Here is a 15,824-nt window from a genome sequence, read left to right on the forward strand (position 1 = left end):
AGGGGCTGTCCGCAGGCATCAGGACCGACCCCGGCCCGCCGGGTGCCGGGTCCCGTCCTGGCCGAAGGTCCCGTCCGGGCGGAGGGACCCGTCCCGGCGGACGGTCCCGTCCTGGCGGAGCGCCTCGGCCGCCGCGGCCGCGACCACCTCCGCCACCGTCGACAGCGCCGGGGAGTCGAGCTTCCACTGCTGCCAGTACAGCGGTACGTCCATCGGCCGCCGCGGCGCCAGCAGGTCCAGCCTGCCCGCGCGCACCAGCGGCTCCGACTGGGGCTCCGGCACCAGTCCCCAGCCCAGCCCGGCCGCCACCGCGTCGCAGAACCCCTCCGAGGTGGGTACGTGGTGGCGCAGCGGTCCCGCCCCGGCGTCCTGATCGCCGGTCAGCGACCGTACGAACACGTCCTGGAGCTCGTCCCGCCGGTCGAAGACGATCACCGGGGCCTCCCGCAGGCCCTGTTCGAGGCCCCCGGCCAGGTACCGGGCCGCGAACCCGGGGCTCGCCACCGCCAGGTACCGCGCCAGCCCCAGCCCGCGTACGGTGCACCCCGCCACCGGATCCGGCGAGGAGGTGACCGCCGCCATCACCTGGCCCTCCCGCAGCAGGGCCGTCGTATGCCCCTCGTCCTCCCGGTGCAGTTCGAAGAAGACCGGCGGATCCTGCGGCACCCGCGTGAGCGCCGGCAGGAACCAGGTGGCCAGCGAGTCCGCGTTGACGGCGATCGGCAGCCGCACCGGGCCGCCCGACTCCTGCGCCATGCCGAGCTCGGCGCGCGCGTCCCGCTCCAGCCGGGCCAGCTGCCGGGCGAAGCGCACCACCACCTGCCCGGACTCGGTCGCCCGTACCGGCTTCGTGCGCATCAGCAGCACCCGCCCGGTCCGCTGCTCCAGCGCCTTGACCCGCTGGCTCACGGCGGACGGGGTCACGTGCAGGGCCGCGGCCGCCGCGTCGAAGGTGCCCTCGTCGACCACGGCGAGCAGGGTCCGTACCTGGTCCAGGGGTAGCTCGTCCATCACGAGCGCTAAGGGTACGTAAAAATCTTTAGCTGTACTGAAACCACGCCGCTGCCTACGGTCGGAGACATGACACACGGCATCATCGCGGCGGCACTCGCCGGCTTCGGCACCGGACTCTCCCTCATCGTCGCCATCGGCGCGCAGAACGCCTTCGTCCTGCGGCAGGGGGTGCGCCGGCACGCCGTCCTCGCCGTGGTCGCGATCTGCGCCGTCTCCGACGCGCTCCTCATCGCCCTCGGCGTCGCCGGGGTCGGCGCCTTCGTCACCGCCTGGCCGGCCGCCCTGACGGCGGTCGCCATCGCCGGCGGCGGATTCCTGATCTGCTACGGATTCCTCGCCGCCCGCCGGGTGCTGCGGCCCACCCCCGGCGCCGCCCTGGGCACCGAGGGGGCCACCGCCGGGTCCCGCCGCCGGGCCGTGCTGACCTGCCTGGCCATGACCTGGCTCAACCCGCACGTCTACCTGGACACCGTCCTGCTGCTCGGCTCCCTCGCCGCCGACCGCGGGGACCTGCGCTGGGCCTTCGGCGTCGGGGCCGGGCTGGCCAGCCTGATCTGGTTCGGCACCCTCGGCTACGGCGCCCGGCTGCTGAGCGGCCTGCTGGCGCGCCCCGCGGCCTGGCGGGTGCTGGACGGGCTCGTCGCGGCGACCATGGTCACGATGGGCGGGATGCTCCTGGCCCGGGCCTGACCGGCGAGCGCGGCGGGCCCGGGCGGGGTGCGGATCCGCCCCGTACGGTGGCACGACCAGAGCCTGGGAGTCCGCAGTGCCCGACCGCCCGTCCGACCACCCGTCCGACCACCCGACCGGCCGCCCGACCGCCCGGCAGTACGGCGGAGCGCCCGACGGGTCCTCCGGTGGCCCCTCCCCCGACGAGGTGCGCCTGTACTACGCCGCCCGGCCGTCCCCGCTCGTCGCCGCCACCGCGATCGTGCTGGACTCCGCCGGGCGGGTCCTCGTACTGGCGCCCCCGCACCGGGCGGAGGCGGAGCTCCCGGGCGGCACCGTCGAGGACACCGAGACCCCGGAGGAGGCGCTGGCCCGGGAGCTGGAGGCGGAGCTGGGCCTGTCCGCGCCGGTGGGCCGGCTGCTCGCCGTGGACTCGCGGCGGCCCGGCTCCCTCGGCCGCTCCCTCATCGCCCACGTCCACCTGGTCGGGCCGCTCTCGCCCAAGCAGGCCGGCCGGCTCTCCCTCCCGGACGGCGAGGCCTCCGCGGCCCGCTGGCTCGCGCCGGAGGAGGCGTACGCGGTGCTGCCCGCCCGGCTCGCGCCCCGGCTGCGCGCCGCCCTGGCCGCGCTGTACGCCGGCTCCCTCGCGCACCTCGTCGACGGCGTGCCGCAGCCCGGCTCCCCCGCCGGCCTGGACCCGGAGCGGCGTACGGCCCTGGAACACGCCGGGTCCTTCGATGCCGCGAGCCACCGGGCGTCCCGCCCCAAGGCGATCACCGCGGCCAGCGTGCTGTTCACCGACTCCGCGGGCCGGGTCCTGCTGGTGGAGCCCTCGTACGACAAGTCCGGGCGCTGGAACCTGCCGGGCGGCGGGATCGACAGCGACCTGGGCGAGACCCCGCGCGCCGCCGCCCGCCGGGAGGTGCACGAGGAACTCGGCCTCGACCTCGCACCGGGCCGGCTGCTCGGCGTCAACTGGGCCCACAAGCCCGGCTATCCGGCCCGCATCCGCTTCCTCTACGACGGCGGGGTGCTGGACGCCGCCACGCTGGCCCGGATCCGGCTGGCCCCCTTCGAGCTGCTGCGCTGGCGGGCGGTGCCCGTCGGCGGGCTGCGCGCCCTGGTCAAACCCTCCCTGCGCCGCCAGATCGAGGCCTGCCTGCGCGCCCGCACCGAGGGCACGGGCCCGCTGGAACTCCACGCCGGCCGCCCGGCCGAGGCCCCGCGCAAGAAGAAGGGGAAACGGTAGGAAAAACGCCCGCCGCGCTGGTCCATCCGGACGGCGTCATGGCGTGGCGCGCGGGCGACGGGGCCGTCTCACGCATCGTCGAAGCAGACAGTCCACGCACACGCGTACGCCCTCTCGCCAGCGAGAACGAGCGGAACCCATGGAGAGCCACACCATGTCCGCAGAGCCGACCCGTCCCGGTACCAGCACCACGTCCGCCGCCCCCGACACCGCGGCGCCGCCCGATCCGCGCCGCTGGTGGATCCTCGCCGTCATCGGCCTGGCCCAGCTCATGGTCGTCCTCGACGCCACCATCGTGAACATCGCCCTGCCCTCCGCCCAGGCCGACCTCGGGTTCTCCGACGACCAGCGGCAGTGGGTGGTGACCGCGTACGCGATCACCTTCGGCAGTCTGCTCCTGCTCGGCGGGCGGCTGGCCGACAAGTTCGGGCGGCGCCGGGCCTTCCTGATCGGGCAGATCGGCTTCGCGGCGGCCTCCGCGCTCGGCGGCGCCGCGGCCGGCTTCGGCGTCCTCGTCACGGCCCGCGCCCTCCAGGGCGTGTTCGCGGCGCTGCTGGCTCCGGCGGCGCTCTCGCTGCTGACCACCACGTTCTCCGCCCCCGCGGAACGCGCCAAGGCCTTCGGCGTGTTCGGGGCGCTCGCCGCGTCCGGGGGCGCCGTGGGGCTGCTGCTGGGCGGATTCCTCACCGAGCACCTCAGCTGGCGCTCGACCCTGTACGTGAACCTGCTCTTCGCCACCTTCGCCGTCATCGGCGGGGTGCTGCTGCTCCGGCGTTCCGCGCCGGCCACCCCTCCCCGGCTGGACCTGCCGGGTACGGTGCTGGCGTCGTCCGGGCTGTTCTGCCTGGTGTACGGCCTCGCCAAGTCCGGCCCCCACGGCTGGCAGCCCCTGCAGGTCCTGGGCTGCCTCGCCGTCGGCGCCGTCCTGCTCGCCGCGTTCGTCTGGTGGCAGCGCCGGAGCGCCCATCCGCTGCTGCCGTTGCGGATCGTGCTCGACCGGGTCCGGGGCACGGCGCTGATGTCCGTGTTCATCACCGGCGTCGGCATGTTCGGGGTGTTCCTGTTCCTCACGTATTACTTTCAGCACGCCCGCGGATACAGCCCGGCCCAGACCGGCCTGGCCTTCATGCCGATGTCGGCCTGCACCATGATCGGCGCGATCGGCAGCAACACGGGGCTGCTGGGCAGGATCGGCGGGCGCCCGCGCATCGTGGCCGGCATGGCGCTGTCGGCGTGCGGCATGGCCTGGCTGGCGAACGTGACGGCGACCGGCCCGTACGTCCTCGACGTGCTGCCGGGCCAGATGGCCACGGGGTTGGGCATGGGCCTGATCACGGCGGCCGCCATGAACCTCGGCACGGCCGGCATCGACCCGCGGGACGCGGGGGTCGGCTCCGCGACGGTCAACGCCATGCGGCAGACCGGCGGCTCCGTCGGCACGGCGCTCATGAGCGCCCTTGGCGCCGGAGCCGTCTCCCGCGCCCTGGCGGGCCGGCAGCCCACGCCTGAACTGCTGGCGCGGGCTGCCCTGGAGGGTTACCACACGGTCTTCACGGCATCGGCGGTGCTCTTCGCCGCCGGCGCGGTGCTGACCCTGTTCCTGCTTCCCGGCGGCCTGTCCATGGAGCGCCGGCACGGCGCGCCCGGGGGCCGCCGCCCGTCAGCGCGGTGAGTGGCCGCCGGAGGCCGCGGGGGCCGCCGGCTTGACCGGAGCCGCGGGGGCCGCTGGCTTGACCGGAGCCGCGGGAGCGGCAGGCGAAGCGGGGGCCGACGGGGTCGCCGGGCCCGCTTCGCTGGACGGGCAGTTGGACAGCGTGCTGCGGACCCGGTCGCCGGTCGAGAAGTGCTTCACCCGGCAGGAGTTCGTCCCGATCCCGCCGTCGACCTGGCCGTAGCCCGGTCCGATCGTCAGGACGGTGTCGTTCAGGCCGCGGACCGTGTCGTTGCCGGGACCGCCCTGGACGATGCCCGCGGACTCGGCGCCCACCGACTTGGGCTCGATGACGTCGTTCTCGCTGCCGCCGAGCACCCGGCCGCCGAGGTCGATGTTGCCCGTACGGATCAGGTCGCTGCCGTCGTTGCCGAAGACCTGGCCGCCGCCGCGCTCGTACTCGCCCGGCTGGCCCATCACGCTGCCCGTGGTGATCTTGTCGTCGCCGTGGTCGCCGTAGACGCTGGACCCGTGGTCGGCCGTGCCCACGACGAGCGCGGTGATGATGGTGTCGTTGCCGAGGCCGCCGCGCACCGACGAGTTGCCGTTCTTCGGGGCGAGGTTGTTGACCTGGAGCGTGTCGTCGCCCTCGCCGCCGAGTACCTGGGAGTCGATCAGCATGCCCTTGACGCGGATGTTGTCGTTGCCGCCGCCGCCGTCGATGATGACGTTCTCGACGTCGTTCTCGCACAGGATCGTGTCGACGCCCTCCGTGCCTCTGACCACCGTCAGACCGGACCTCACCTCGACACCGTTGAGGTAGCACCAGTAGGACGGCAGCGAGTGGGCGGCCTGTGCCGGGGCCGCGGCGATCGAGGCACTGGCGGCGATCACGGTCGCCAGGACGTACGTGGCGGTGCGAAGTTTGCGGCGCGTGCGCAGCATGAAGTCTCCCGAGAATGGTGTGCGTTTGGGTGAGGGGTGTCGCGGTGGTGGTCAGGACAGCTCGTGGCGCAACGGCGTGAGCTGTTCGATGTCGTAGCGCTTCCGGAGTGCGTGGATCGCGGCGGGATCCGGGGTGGCGCTCGTGTCGAGCAGGTCGAGGAGCTCCTCGAAGTACCGCTCGTGGTCGGGCGGCGGGGAGGCCTGGAAGAACATCCGGGCCGGTTCGCCGGTGGGGTTCGCGAAGGCGTGCGGACAACCGGGCGGAACCACGATGACGGTTCCGGGCGTGGCACGGACGACCTGGCGTCCGTCGAGCGACTCCCAGTGTCGCCAGTCGTCCCCGGAACGGACGCGCGGCTCGAAGGCCATGACGTCGAGTTCACCCTCCAGGACGTAGAACAGCTCCTCGCTCCGGGTGTGCAGGTGCGCCCCGACGTCGAACCCGGGCGGTACGACGACCTCGAAGCTGGAGGCCACCGCGGAGTGCTCCCCGGTGACCTTGAACGTGACCTGCTGGGCCTCGGTGTGCAGCTTGCGGCCGTGACCTGGTGGCACGAGCAGCCCGTCGCGGGCGACGTGCGCGGTCATGACCAGGTCACGGGCAGACCTTCGGGCCCGCGGATGAGGGCCCCGGGCCGCCAGCGCAGCTCGCCGACGGGGACGCTGAAGCGCAAGTCCGCGAAGCGGTCGAGCAGGGCGTCCACCATCAGCTCGGATTCGAGGCGGGCCAGCATGTTCCCGGGACAGAAGTGGGGTCCGTACCCGAAGGAGACGTGCGGGTTGGGGCTGCGCTCCAGGTGCAGCTCCTCGGGGTCGGGGAAGACCTCCGGGTCGCGGTTGGCCGCGAGGTACGAGACGTAGATCGCCTCGCCCGCCCGGATGAGCTGGCCCGCCACGGTGACGTCCTCCAGGGCGATCCGCGAGAGCCCGACCGCGTTGCGGTGCGGGATGTAGCGCAGCAGCTCGTTGAGGGCCGAGGGCCGCAGGCCGGGCTCGCTGCGCATCCGGTCCATCAGGTCCGGCCGGGTGAGCAGGATGTAGACCATGTTGCCCACGTTGTTGGTGACGGCCTCGCCCCCGATCTGGATGAGCAGGGCGATGCCGGTCGCCTCCTCGGCGGTGACCTCGCCGGCCTCCACGGCCTTGACGAGGAGCCCGATGACGCTGTCGCCGCCGGCCACTTCCCCGCTGCTCATGCGCCCGCCCAGGTAGGCGCACATGTCGTTCTTCGCCTGCTCGCTGCGTTCGACGCCCTGGGCCGAGGAGAGGATCAGCGTGGTCCATTCGTGGACCATGGGCCGGTCTTCCTCCGGGACGCCCATCAGCTCGCACACGACGGCGAGCGGGAAGGGCGCCAGCAGACGCTCGGTCAGGTCCGCGGGCGGGCCGTCGCGCAGGATCCCGTCGACGAGGGCGTCGAGCATCTCCTTCGCGCGGGTGCGCAGGCGCTCCACCCCGGGGGTGGTGAAGGCCGCGGCGACGGTGCGCCGCAGCCGGGTGTGGTCGGGCGGGTCCTCGAACCCGACCGCGCCCGGCGCGGGGATGAAGTGCGGGGCCAGTCGGGTGACATCGTGTTCCGCGACCAGCTTGCGGCTGAACCGGGGATCGTTGGCCACCATGCGCACGTCGTCGTACCGGCAGACGAGCCAGGCCCACCCGCTTCCGTTGGGCATGCGGATCCGGGTGATCGGACCCGCCTGCATCAGCTCGGCGAGGACGGGGTCGAAGTCGACCCCGTCCAGTGCCGGGGTGGGCCAGTGCGTGATGGGTGGCCTTGCGGTTGCGGGGCCGTCCTTCAGCATTCTTCGGATTCCTCCCTCACCCGGTCCCTCGATCCGAGGTCCAGCTGCCCAGTGAGATCTCTGCGGTGATGCCCGGGCCGAAACCGGCCAGCAGGCCCCGCGCGGCGTCAGCGGTGCCGTTCTCGTCGAACAGTCGGCGCAGTGCGTCCAGGACGACGGCGCTGGCGATGTTGCCGTACTCGGTCAGTGTGGCCCGACTGAAGCGGAATGCCTCGGGTGCCACACCGAGGTACTTGCTGAGGTCGTCCAGAATGCGCGGCCCACCTGCGTGGATGATGTAGAAATCCAGCGCGGCGGCGTCCCACCCATGGAGCTTGGCCAGGTCCTTGAGGGACGGCGCGAGCGGTTCCATGGTCCCCGGGACCCGCCGGTCGAGCTTGAAGTGGAACCCGGTGGACTTGACGTCGTACATGATCCAGTCCTCCGTCTGGGGGATGATGTACGAGCTGTTGCGGTGCAGTTCCATGCCGGTTCCGCCCTTGCCGCGGACGACGGCGGCGCCGACTCCGTCGCCGAAGAGGCCGTTGGAGAGCAGGTTGCCGACCTCCAGGTCGCTGGGCTGGTAGCAGAGCGAGCAGAACTCGCAGGACACGATCAGCGCGTTCGCCTCGGGGTAGGCGGTGCAGAAGTCGTGGGCCCGGTTGACCGCCGCGCCGCCCGCCGCACAGCCCAGCTGGGCGATGGGGAGCTGCTTGGTGTCCGTCCGGAAACCCATCGCGTTGATCATCCACGCGGTCAGCGAGGGCATCATGAAGCCCGTGCACGACACGTAAATGATCATGTCGATGTCCTGGGCGCGCAGCTGCGCGTCCTCCAGCGCCTGCCGCACCACCGCGGGGACCCGTGCCTTGGCCTCGGTCTCGTACACGGCGTTGCGCGATTCGAAACCGGGGTGCTTGAGGGTCTCCTCGATGGGGCGCACGATGTGCCGCTTCGCGACGCCGGTGTTGCGGATCAGGCGCAGCGCCAGGTCGAGCTGCGGATGGTCCGCGTGCACGGACCGGCACAGATCGAGGGTCTGCTCCATCGTGATCACGTGCTCGGGCACGCACACCGTTGGCCTGCACAGAGTCGCCATGGGTGGCTCTCCTTTCGTGTCTGACACAGCCTCATCGACCTCCGGCGGAAGCGCGCGCGGGACTACGGCGTTGGTGACATGAGCCAATCCGGTGACGCTGGGCCGTGGAGGCAGCGGAGCGTGTGACGGGAGGGAAGGGATGGCTGTGCCGATTTCCCGCGGAATCGCGCCTTGGGGGGTGACATCCACGCAGGGAGATGAACCATGACGTCAGACCCGCAAACCGCCCTCAGGCCGGACCCGGAGATGGATCCGGAGACGGCCACGGAGCTGGACCCGGCCTCGGGCGAACCGGTGCACTGCTGGAACCTGGACGACTTCGAGGCACTGGACTTCGACCCGTTCCTGCACGAGCGCCTGCGGGACAAACGGGCCACCCGGATCCGGCTGCCGTTCGGCCAGGGCACCGCCTGGCTGATGGCGCGCTACGCCGATGTGAAGGCGGCGACCACCGACCCGCGCTTCAGCCGGTCGGAACTGGTCGGCCGGACGATCACCGCCTCCTCCCCGCACGCGATCGCCTCGCAGCAGGCGTCGATGAACTACGCCGACCCGCCGCGCCTGAACGACATGCGCCGCGTGGTCGCCCGGGCGTTCACCGGCAAGAGCATGCAGAAGCTGCGGCCGACCGTGCAGCAGACGGCCGACGGCCTCCTGGACGAGATGGAGCGGCACGGTTCGCCGGCGGACCTGGTCGAGCACCTGCACGGCCCGTTCCCGCTCGCGGCCGTCGCCGACCTGCTGGGGATGCCACAGGACATGCGCAAGGACATGACCTCCTGGGCGAACGTGATCATGACCCCGGGCCCGGCCCCCGACAAGAGCACCGACGCCCTCAAGACGGTGCGCGAATGCGTGGTCGCCCTGCTGGCCATGCGGCGGGAGAAGCAGAGCGACGACCTCGCCGGAGTCCTCGCCGGGGCCGCCGACGCCGGCGAGATCACCGAGCCGGAGGCGGTCTCCATCGCCACCGCGATCCTCGTGAGCGGTGCGCACGCCGTCCGCAACAACAGCGCGAACATGGTGTACGCCCTGCTCACCCATCCGGAGCACCACGAACGGCTGCGCAGGGAGCCGGAGATGATCCCCCAGGCCGTCGACGAGCTGCTGCGGTTCATCCCGCACCGCAGCGGGGTCGGCCTGCCGCGGATCGCGACGCGGGACGTGGACATCGCCGGCGTCACGATCAAGGCCGGGGACACCGTGTACTCCTCGTACCTCGCGGCCAACCGCGATCCCGAGGTCTTCCCGAACCCGGACGCGCTGGACTTCGACCGCGGGCCCATCGCCCATATGGCCTTCGGGAACGGGCCCCACCACTGCGTCGGCTCGATGCTGGCCCGTATGGAGTCCGAGATCATCATCACCACGCTGATCGAACGCTATCCGCGCCTGGCCCTGGCCGTGCCGCCCGAGCAGCTCGAATGGCAGGCCGGGGCGCTGATCCGGGGGCCCAAGACCCTGCCGGTGACCTGGTGATACGCCGGCACCGGATCAGGGTGGTCCGGGGCACCCCGGACCACATAGAACTGGCGGCCCTCACGGCCGCCCTGCTCATACTGGCGCGCACGGCCGCCGTGCCGTGCGCGCCCCGCTCCACCCGGCGCCACCGGGCCCACTGGGACCGCAACATGACGTCGGTGGTGCACTGTCCCGCCCACTCCTGGCGGGCGCGCCCGCCCGCCGGGTTCGTCTAGGCGGTGTCGCCGGACGAGCCCCTGGGCGTCAGGCGCGGCCCGGCTGCGTGGCGGCCGGGCCCGTCGGGGTGGCCGAGGGGCTCGGCGCCGCCGGGGTCTGCGAGGGCTGCGGATCGCAGGTGACCTCGTCGCGCGGGGTGTAGTGCGTCTTGTAGGTCTCCCGCTTGACCTCCTGCCCGCCCTGGACGAAGACCCGGTCGACGGCCACGTCGAAGCCCTCCAGCGGGGTCTGCACCTCGCAGGTCGGACCGGAGCCCGTGCGCTTGGCCGGCGGGGTGGTGTTCGTCCGCGGGCCCTGGGTCGCGCGTATCTCCTCGTACTTCTTCGTGCCGAGCAGGCTGATGGTCACCGAGGTGTCCGTGGACTCGGCCCGGACGTAGATCGCGTGGCCGGAGTCGTTCTTCCAGCGCAGGTCGAGGGTGCCCCAGGCGACGGTGGCCTCGCGGCCCTCCGGATAGCGCTCGATGTAGAACGAGTGGGCCCCGTGCTCCAGCGGGTGGACGCCCGCGAAGAACATGGCGTTGTACATGGTCGTCGCGACCGCCGAGACACCGCCGCCGGGGGACTTCACGAACTGGCCGTCATTGATCATGATGCCGTCGACGAAGCCGTTCTCCTTGGTCCGCTCGCCGACCGTCTTGTTGAAGCTCCACGTCTCGCCCGGCAGCACGACGGAGCCGTTGATCAGCTCGACGGCCCGCCCGATGTTGGTGGTGCGGTACGGCGCCGCCGGGAAGTTGACCGTGAAGGAGGACATCTTCTCCTTGATGCCGAGGCGCTGTGCGTTCTCGGCGGTCAGGCGCGGGTGGACCGTCGTCACGGCGACCTCCCCCGTACGGGCGGCGCCGGTGCGCGTCAGCAGCGGGACGACGGCGTCGGCGAAGGCCTTCTCGGTGACCTGCACCCCGGAGCGCCCGTCCTGGGCGACGACCGCGCGGCCGGCGGAGTCCACGCGGAACGTGGCCCCGCGGGAGGGGGTGGTCGCCGCGGCGACCTGCCGGGCGACCGCGGGCTCGGCCAGCAGCCCCTTGGCGTCGAGCTTGGGGACCAGCCGGCCCTGCGCGTCGGGCTCGACCGACAGGTGCCTGCCGAGCACGGCGGGGGTGAGGGTGACCGTCTTTCCGGCCACCTTGAGCGTGACCGGGCCGGACATCGCGGGCTGGGCGAACTCCTTCAGGGCCCGCGCGGTCTCCTGCTGGCCCACGGCGGGCGGCTTCTGGTCCACGGGAAGGGCGACCGGCCCGCCCTGGGGGCGCAGGTAGGCGGCGCGTACGGTGTCGGCCGCCTGGTCGGCCCGTACGGCGACACCGGTGACGGGGGCGGTGGCCCGGGCCGTGCCGCCCTCGAACGTGATGTCGCCGTCGCGGGCCTCCCGGCCGGCGGCGGTGATCCGCTCGACCTCGGCGTTGCTCGTGGGGCCGTCCGTACGGACCACGGGCTCCACGTCCCGGTTCTCGGCCGGGGTGAGCAGGCGGCCGATCACGGTGAAGGGGCCGGATCCGGTCTGCGCGGCGCGGTCGACGGTGGCGGCGGTGTCCAGGGACAGCCCGAAGGCGGCGGGGGCGGCCTTCTCGGCGCGGTCGCCGATCCGCAGCTCGATCGGGGCGGCCGCGGCGGGACCGAGCGCGCGGTCGAGCGCGGTCTTGGCCTCCGTACGGCTCATCCCACCGATGTCGATGCCCCGTACGTGGGTGCCGTCGGCGATGGCGTCGCCCGCCACGGCCAGACCGGTGAGGTAGAGGCCTCCGAAGCCGAGGACGGCGGCTCCGCCGACGAGGGGCAGGGCTGTCCGCCGGTTGACCTTCAGGCGGTGTACGCGTCGCATGTCTCTCGTCTCTCCCGGTGCCGGTGGCGCTGGTGGATCGGTGTGGACCGGAGACCAGCATTCATCAATTCGGACTAAAAGGGTCGAAAATGTGCCTGTTCTCACGAGGCGGGACGGGGTGAGGCGCCGCCGGAATGAATGGGCGAAAGTAAGGCCACTTGGTTTGAATTGGCCCTGTTGGGCCGTTCAGGGGATGCCACACGGTAAGACCCGTCGGTCTTTGGCTCCCCGAAAGGCTCCACCGGTGTCCCTCGCCCCCGTCCGCCCCGCACGACGTCTGCCCCGTCGGATCCTGCAGCTCTACGTCGGGCTCGCGCTGTACGGCGCGAGCTCCGCGTTCCTGGTCCGCGCCGGGCTCGGGCTGGACCCGTGGGACGTCTTCCACCAGGGGCTCGCCGAGCGCACCGGGTGGAGCATCGGCACGGTCTCGGTGGCCGTCGGGGCGCTGGTCCTGCTGCTGTGGGTGCCGCTGCGGCAGCGGCCCGGGCTCGGGACCGTCTCCAACGTGTTCGCCGTCGGCCTGACCATGGACGCCACCCTCGCGGTGCTGCCGGACGTGCACGGCACGCTCGCGCAGGCCGCCCTGCTGACGGCGGGCATCGTCCTCAACGGGGTCGCGACCGGCCTCTACATCGCCGCGTGCTTCGGGCCCGGCCCGCGCGACGGCCTGATGACCGGGCTGCACCGGCGCACCGGGCGCTCGCTGCGGCTGGTCCGTACCGGGATCGAGCTCACGGTCCTGGCGGCCGGAGTCCTGCTGGGCGGCACGGCCGGTGTGGGCACGGTGGCGTACGCCCTGGCCATCGGCCCGCTCTCGCAGCTCTTCCTCCGCGTCTTCGCCCTCCCGGCCGCGACCGGGTCCCCGGCCGGGTCCCCGGCTCCGGCTCCGGCCCCGGCCCCGGCCCCGGCCCAAGGCTGACGGTCCCCGCCGGGCCCGGCTCACCCGACCTGGCGGCGTACCAGTTCGTGGAACAGGCCCGTCGGATCGGCGAGCAGCTCGGCGGGCGGGCCCTGCTGGGCGATCCGGCCGTCCGCCATGACGATCACCCGGTCGGCGTCCATGACGGTGGACAGCCGGTGGGCGATCACGATGCGGGTGGCGCGCAGGGCGCGGGTGGACTCGATGACCACGCGCTGGGCCTCGTTGTCCAGCGCGCTGGTGGCCTCGTCCAGGAACAGGATGCGCGGCTTGCCGATGAGGGCCTGGGCGATCATCAGCCGCTGGCGCTGCCCGCCCGAGACGGTGCCGCCGCCGTCGGACAGCACGGTGTGCAGGCCCATCGGCATCGCCTTGATGTCCTCGGCGAGGCCCGCCAGCGCGGCGGCCTCCGCCGCCTCTTCGAGGGAGTACGTACCGGAGCCGCGGATGCAGTCGAGGATCGAGCCAGAGAACGGCTGCGCGTTCTGGAGGACGACACCGCACTGGCGTCGTACGGCCGTCTGGTCGAGTGCGGCCAGGTCCTGGCCGTCGTACCGCACGCTGCCGGAGGCCGGCCGGTCGAAGCCGATGAGCATGCGCAGCAGGGTCGACTTGCCGCAGCCGCTGGCCCCGACGACCGCGACGAACTCCCCCGGCCGCACCGCGAACGACACGTCGTCCAGGACGAGCGGGCCGTCGTCGGCGTACCGGTACGAGAGGTTCTGCACCTCGACGGCCCCGCTGAGCCCGCCCGGCCTGATGCCGCCGGAACGTACCTCGGGGGCCTCCTGGAGGAGCGGCTTGACCTGCTCGAACATCGGCTGCACGGCGGCTGCCGAGAGCAGGGCGCCGGTCAGCTGGGTGGCCGAGGACAGCATCATCGTCACGGCGGTGCTGAAGGTGAGGAACTCGGCTGCGGACATGCTGCCCCGGGCCGGTCCGGCCAGCAGCATGAACATCACGAGCGTACAGAGCGGCAGGTAGACCGCGTTGAGGACGGTGAGGACGTTCTTGATCCGGCCGATGCGCTGGTGCAGCTCGCGGGTACGGGCGAACTCCCGCGCCCAGGCGGCGTACGCGAAGCTCTCGGCCGCGGCCACGCGCAGCTTGGGCAGCCCGCGCAGGGTCTGGAACGCCTGGTTGTCGAGCTTGTTGCCGAGCCGCAGCAGCTGCCGCTGGTAGCGGAGCTGCCAGAGCCCCAGGCCCAGGAAGACGACGGCGACGCAGAGCAGCATGGCGAGCGCCGCCAGCGCCAGCGGCACGCTGTAGACGAGCAGCAGCACGAGGTTCATCGCGCCGACGGTGCCGGCCTGCAGCGACACCGGGACGATGCCGGCCAGCACGCTGCGGATGGAGCTGATGCCCATGGCCGCGGCGGCGAGTTCCCCGGTGGAGCGGCCGGCGAAGAAGGTCACCGGCAGCCGCAACAGCCGGTCCCAGACGGCCGGTTGCAAGGTGGCCTCGATGCGGCCCTCCATCCGCAGGACGGAGACGTTCTGGAGCAGCATGAAGGCGGCCGAGACCACGCTGGTCGCGATGAGCGCCAGCGCGGTCTGCACGATGAGGCTGTCCTCGGCGTGCGGTACGTACGTGCCCAGCACCCGGCCGGTGGCCACGGGGACGAGCGCGCCGAGGCCTACGGCTCCCAGCCCGCCCAGGATCAGGCTGCGCAGGTCCTGCCCGCTGCCGCGCACGCTGAAGCGCATCAGGTGCAGCAGGCCCGGCTTCCGGTCGGGCAGGGGGCGGTAGAACATGACGGCGTGCGGTGCGAACGCGGCCGCGTTGCCCTGGCGGATGCGCTCGCGGGCGCCGGTGGCCGGGTCGACGGCCTCGTACCGGCCGCGCCGCCAGAGCAGCGCGACGGGTGTGCCGTCGTCGGCGCGCCGGCCGACCAGGGGGCCGCCGTACTCCCGCCACCAGCGGCCGCCGAGCTTGACGGGGCGGGTGCGGATGCGGGAGGCGAGGGCGATGCGCTCGATCGGGTCCGTCCGGTCCGGGGCGGAGTCGGCGGCGGGGGCTGCGTCCGCACCCGTGGGCTCGGTGAGGGCGATGCCCGCTTCGGCGGCCACCAGGCGGCACGCGGCGAAGGCCGCGTCGGCTCCGGCGGCGCGGCGGGAGCCCCGGCGGGGGCGGCCGATGGAGGCGAGCAGAGCGCGGTCCGCCTGGGTACGGGCGGCTTCTCCGGCCTCGATGCCGGCCGCGGTGCGGTCCGCGTGGGCGCGCTCGTCCTGCTCGATGCGGCGGTCCAGGGCGGAGAGCAGCCGGTACTGCCGGTCGACCATGCCCTGCCACACGGCTTCGTCGACGAGGAGCGTGCCGGGCGAGGCCGCGCCCCCGTACGACTCGTGCGACTCGTGCGACTGGTACACGGCGCCGTACTGCACGCTCCCCGGCGGGATCTGCATCCACAGGATGTCCTCGTCGGCCCCGCCCCGGCCGGCGGTGTCGGGGCCGCCGCCTTCCAGCGGCTCCTGGTACAGCACGCGCAGACCGCGGCCGATGCCGCGGGCGAAGGCGTCCTCCAGGGGGCTGGGCGCTGTCTGCCACGGGTCGGCGTGCTCGCCGTATTCGCCATACGCGCCGTACTCGCCATACGCGCCGTGCGCGCCGTACTCGCCGTGCCCGCCCCAGGCTCCGCCGTACGCGGGCCGGTACAACTCGCGCAGTTCGATGCGGCGCAGTACGCAGCCCTGCTGCGGGCGCCCGGTCAGCGTGTGCGCGGGGCCCTCGACCGGGCCGAGGAGCAGCGCGCCCGACTCCAGCCGGCCGAGGAAATGCCAGTGGCCCGCCTGCGCGGCGTCCACGGCGAACAGGTCCAGTTCGCCCTGGACGACGAGCCACAGTACGAGCGGACCCTCCAGGGACAGGCTGCGCAGGCCCGTGCAGTCGACGGCCGAGCCCAGCCCGCCGAGGGCCGCGACGACGGGATCCGGTGCGACGTGGGGCTGCTGATGGGCCTGTTGCGGGGTCGTCAC

Annotated in this window: 13 protein-coding genes; 6 read left to right on the forward strand and 7 right to left on the reverse strand. The window is 73.0% G+C overall.

The features are described 5' to 3' along the window. Positions 1-18 precede the first annotated feature (18 nt). Positions 19-1,011: a LysR family transcriptional regulator ArgP gene (locus IF02_RS0122555; protein ID WP_078622253.1), complete on the reverse strand. Its 993-nt coding sequence runs from the start codon at positions 1,009-1,011 to the stop codon at positions 19-21. Between the two features lie 69 nt (positions 1,012-1,080). Between IF02_RS0122555 and IF02_RS0122560 the strand changes: the two genes are divergently transcribed. From IF02_RS0122560 to IF02_RS0122570, 3 genes are all read left to right on the forward strand, one after another. Continuing rightward, on the forward strand, positions 1,081-1,704 hold the full coding sequence (locus IF02_RS0122560; protein WP_030159693.1) for a LysE/ArgO family amino acid transporter: 624 nt from the start codon (positions 1,081-1,083) through the stop codon (positions 1,702-1,704). A gap of 76 nt (positions 1,705-1,780) precedes the next feature. Beyond that, positions 1,781-2,932, forward strand: a complete 1,152-nt coding sequence (locus tag IF02_RS33910; protein WP_078622254.1) for an NUDIX hydrolase — start codon at positions 1,781-1,783, stop codon at positions 2,930-2,932. A 154-nt stretch (positions 2,933-3,086) separates the two neighbouring features. Beyond that, positions 3,087-4,604 (forward strand): MFS transporter, encoded by a 1,518-nt coding sequence (locus IF02_RS0122570; RefSeq protein ID WP_078622262.1) that lies wholly within the window; start codon positions 3,087-3,089, stop codon positions 4,602-4,604. Here the strand turns inward: IF02_RS0122570 and IF02_RS0122575 are convergent. From IF02_RS0122575 to IF02_RS0122590, 4 genes are read right to left on the reverse strand one after another with little or no spacing between them, the layout of a single operon-like run. Continuing rightward, the gene (locus IF02_RS0122575; RefSeq protein ID WP_030159699.1) at positions 4,593-5,528 is read right to left on the reverse strand and encodes a hypothetical protein; all 936 of its coding nucleotides are present in this window, start codon (positions 5,526-5,528) and stop codon (positions 4,593-4,595) included. The two genes, IF02_RS0122570 and IF02_RS0122575, sit on opposite strands and share 12 nt — an antisense overlap. A gap of 51 nt (positions 5,529-5,579) precedes the next feature. Next, positions 5,580-6,116, reverse strand: a complete 537-nt coding sequence (locus tag IF02_RS0122580) for a cupin domain-containing protein (protein ID WP_030159701.1) — start codon at positions 6,114-6,116, stop codon at positions 5,580-5,582. Beyond that, positions 6,113-7,330 (reverse strand): cytochrome P450, encoded by a 1,218-nt coding sequence (locus IF02_RS0122585; protein ID WP_030159703.1) that lies wholly within the window; start codon positions 7,328-7,330, stop codon positions 6,113-6,115. Before IF02_RS0122585 ends, IF02_RS0122580 begins: the two co-directional genes overlap by 4 nt. Positions 7,331-7,346: 16 nt before the next feature. Next, positions 7,347-8,408: a type III polyketide synthase gene (locus tag IF02_RS0122590; protein WP_030159710.1), complete on the reverse strand. Its 1,062-nt coding sequence runs from the start codon at positions 8,406-8,408 to the stop codon at positions 7,347-7,349. Positions 8,409-8,612: 204 nt separating this feature from the next. Here IF02_RS0122590 and IF02_RS0122595 point away from each other — a divergent pair, with 204 nt between their 5' ends. Continuing rightward, positions 8,613-9,887 (forward strand): cytochrome P450, encoded by a 1,275-nt coding sequence (locus IF02_RS0122595; protein ID WP_324603782.1) that lies wholly within the window; start codon positions 8,613-8,615, stop codon positions 9,885-9,887. Further along, a complete protein-coding gene (locus IF02_RS0122600) occupies positions 9,884-10,105 on the forward strand; it encodes an acyl-CoA carboxylase epsilon subunit (RefSeq protein ID WP_030159712.1) in 222 nt (73 codons plus the stop codon). Before IF02_RS0122595 ends, IF02_RS0122600 begins: the two co-directional genes overlap by 4 nt. Positions 10,106-10,133: 28 nt before the next feature. Here IF02_RS0122600 and IF02_RS0122605 read toward each other — a convergent pair whose 3' ends face one another. After that, positions 10,134-11,930, reverse strand: a complete 1,797-nt coding sequence (locus tag IF02_RS0122605; protein ID WP_030159713.1) for a VanW family protein — start codon at positions 11,928-11,930, stop codon at positions 10,134-10,136. Positions 11,931-12,174: 244 nt separating this feature from the next. Here IF02_RS0122605 and IF02_RS0122610 point away from each other — a divergent pair, with 244 nt between their 5' ends. Further along, entirely contained in the window at positions 12,175-12,849 is a 675-nt protein-coding gene (locus tag IF02_RS0122610; protein ID WP_030159714.1) for a membrane protein, read from the forward strand. Between the two features lie 20 nt (positions 12,850-12,869). Here the strand turns inward: IF02_RS0122610 and IF02_RS0122615 are convergent, their stop codons facing one another. Continuing rightward, positions 12,870-15,824, reverse strand: coding sequence for an NHLP bacteriocin export ABC transporter permease/ATPase subunit (locus IF02_RS0122615; protein WP_030159716.1), 2,955 nt, complete (start codon positions 15,822-15,824; stop codon positions 12,870-12,872).

Source organism: Streptomyces sp. NRRL S-244 (genome assembly GCF_000717915.1).
Taxonomy (GTDB): Bacteria; Actinomycetota; Actinomycetes; order Streptomycetales; family Streptomycetaceae; genus Streptomyces.

Excerpts from the sequence above, each read along its gene's own strand:
- IF02_RS0122555 (WP_078622253.1), bottom strand. The coding sequence starts at position 1,011 with ATGGACGAGCTACCCCTGGACCAGGTACGGACCCTGCTCGCCGTGGTC.
- IF02_RS0122560 (WP_030159693.1), top strand. The coding sequence starts at position 1,081 with ATGACACACGGCATCATCGCGGCGGCACTCGCCGGCTTCGGCACCGGA.
- IF02_RS0122570 (WP_078622262.1), top strand. The coding sequence starts at position 3,087 with ATGTCCGCAGAGCCGACCCGTCCCGGTACCAGCACCACGTCCGCCGCC.
- IF02_RS0122575 (WP_030159699.1), bottom strand. The coding sequence starts at position 5,528 with ATGCTGCGCACGCGCCGCAAACTTCGCACCGCCACGTACGTCCTGGCG.
- IF02_RS0122580 (WP_030159701.1), bottom strand. The coding sequence starts at position 6,116 with ATGACCGCGCACGTCGCCCGCGACGGGCTGCTCGTGCCACCAGGTCAC.
- IF02_RS0122585 (WP_030159703.1), bottom strand. The coding sequence starts at position 7,330 with ATGCTGAAGGACGGCCCCGCAACCGCAAGGCCACCCATCACGCACTGG.
- IF02_RS0122590 (WP_030159710.1), bottom strand. The coding sequence starts at position 8,408 with ATGGCGACTCTGTGCAGGCCAACGGTGTGCGTGCCCGAGCACGTGATC.
- IF02_RS0122595 (WP_324603782.1), top strand. The coding sequence starts at position 8,613 with ATGACGTCAGACCCGCAAACCGCCCTCAGGCCGGACCCGGAGATGGAT.
- IF02_RS0122605 (WP_030159713.1), bottom strand. The coding sequence starts at position 11,930 with ATGCGACGCGTACACCGCCTGAAGGTCAACCGGCGGACAGCCCTGCCC.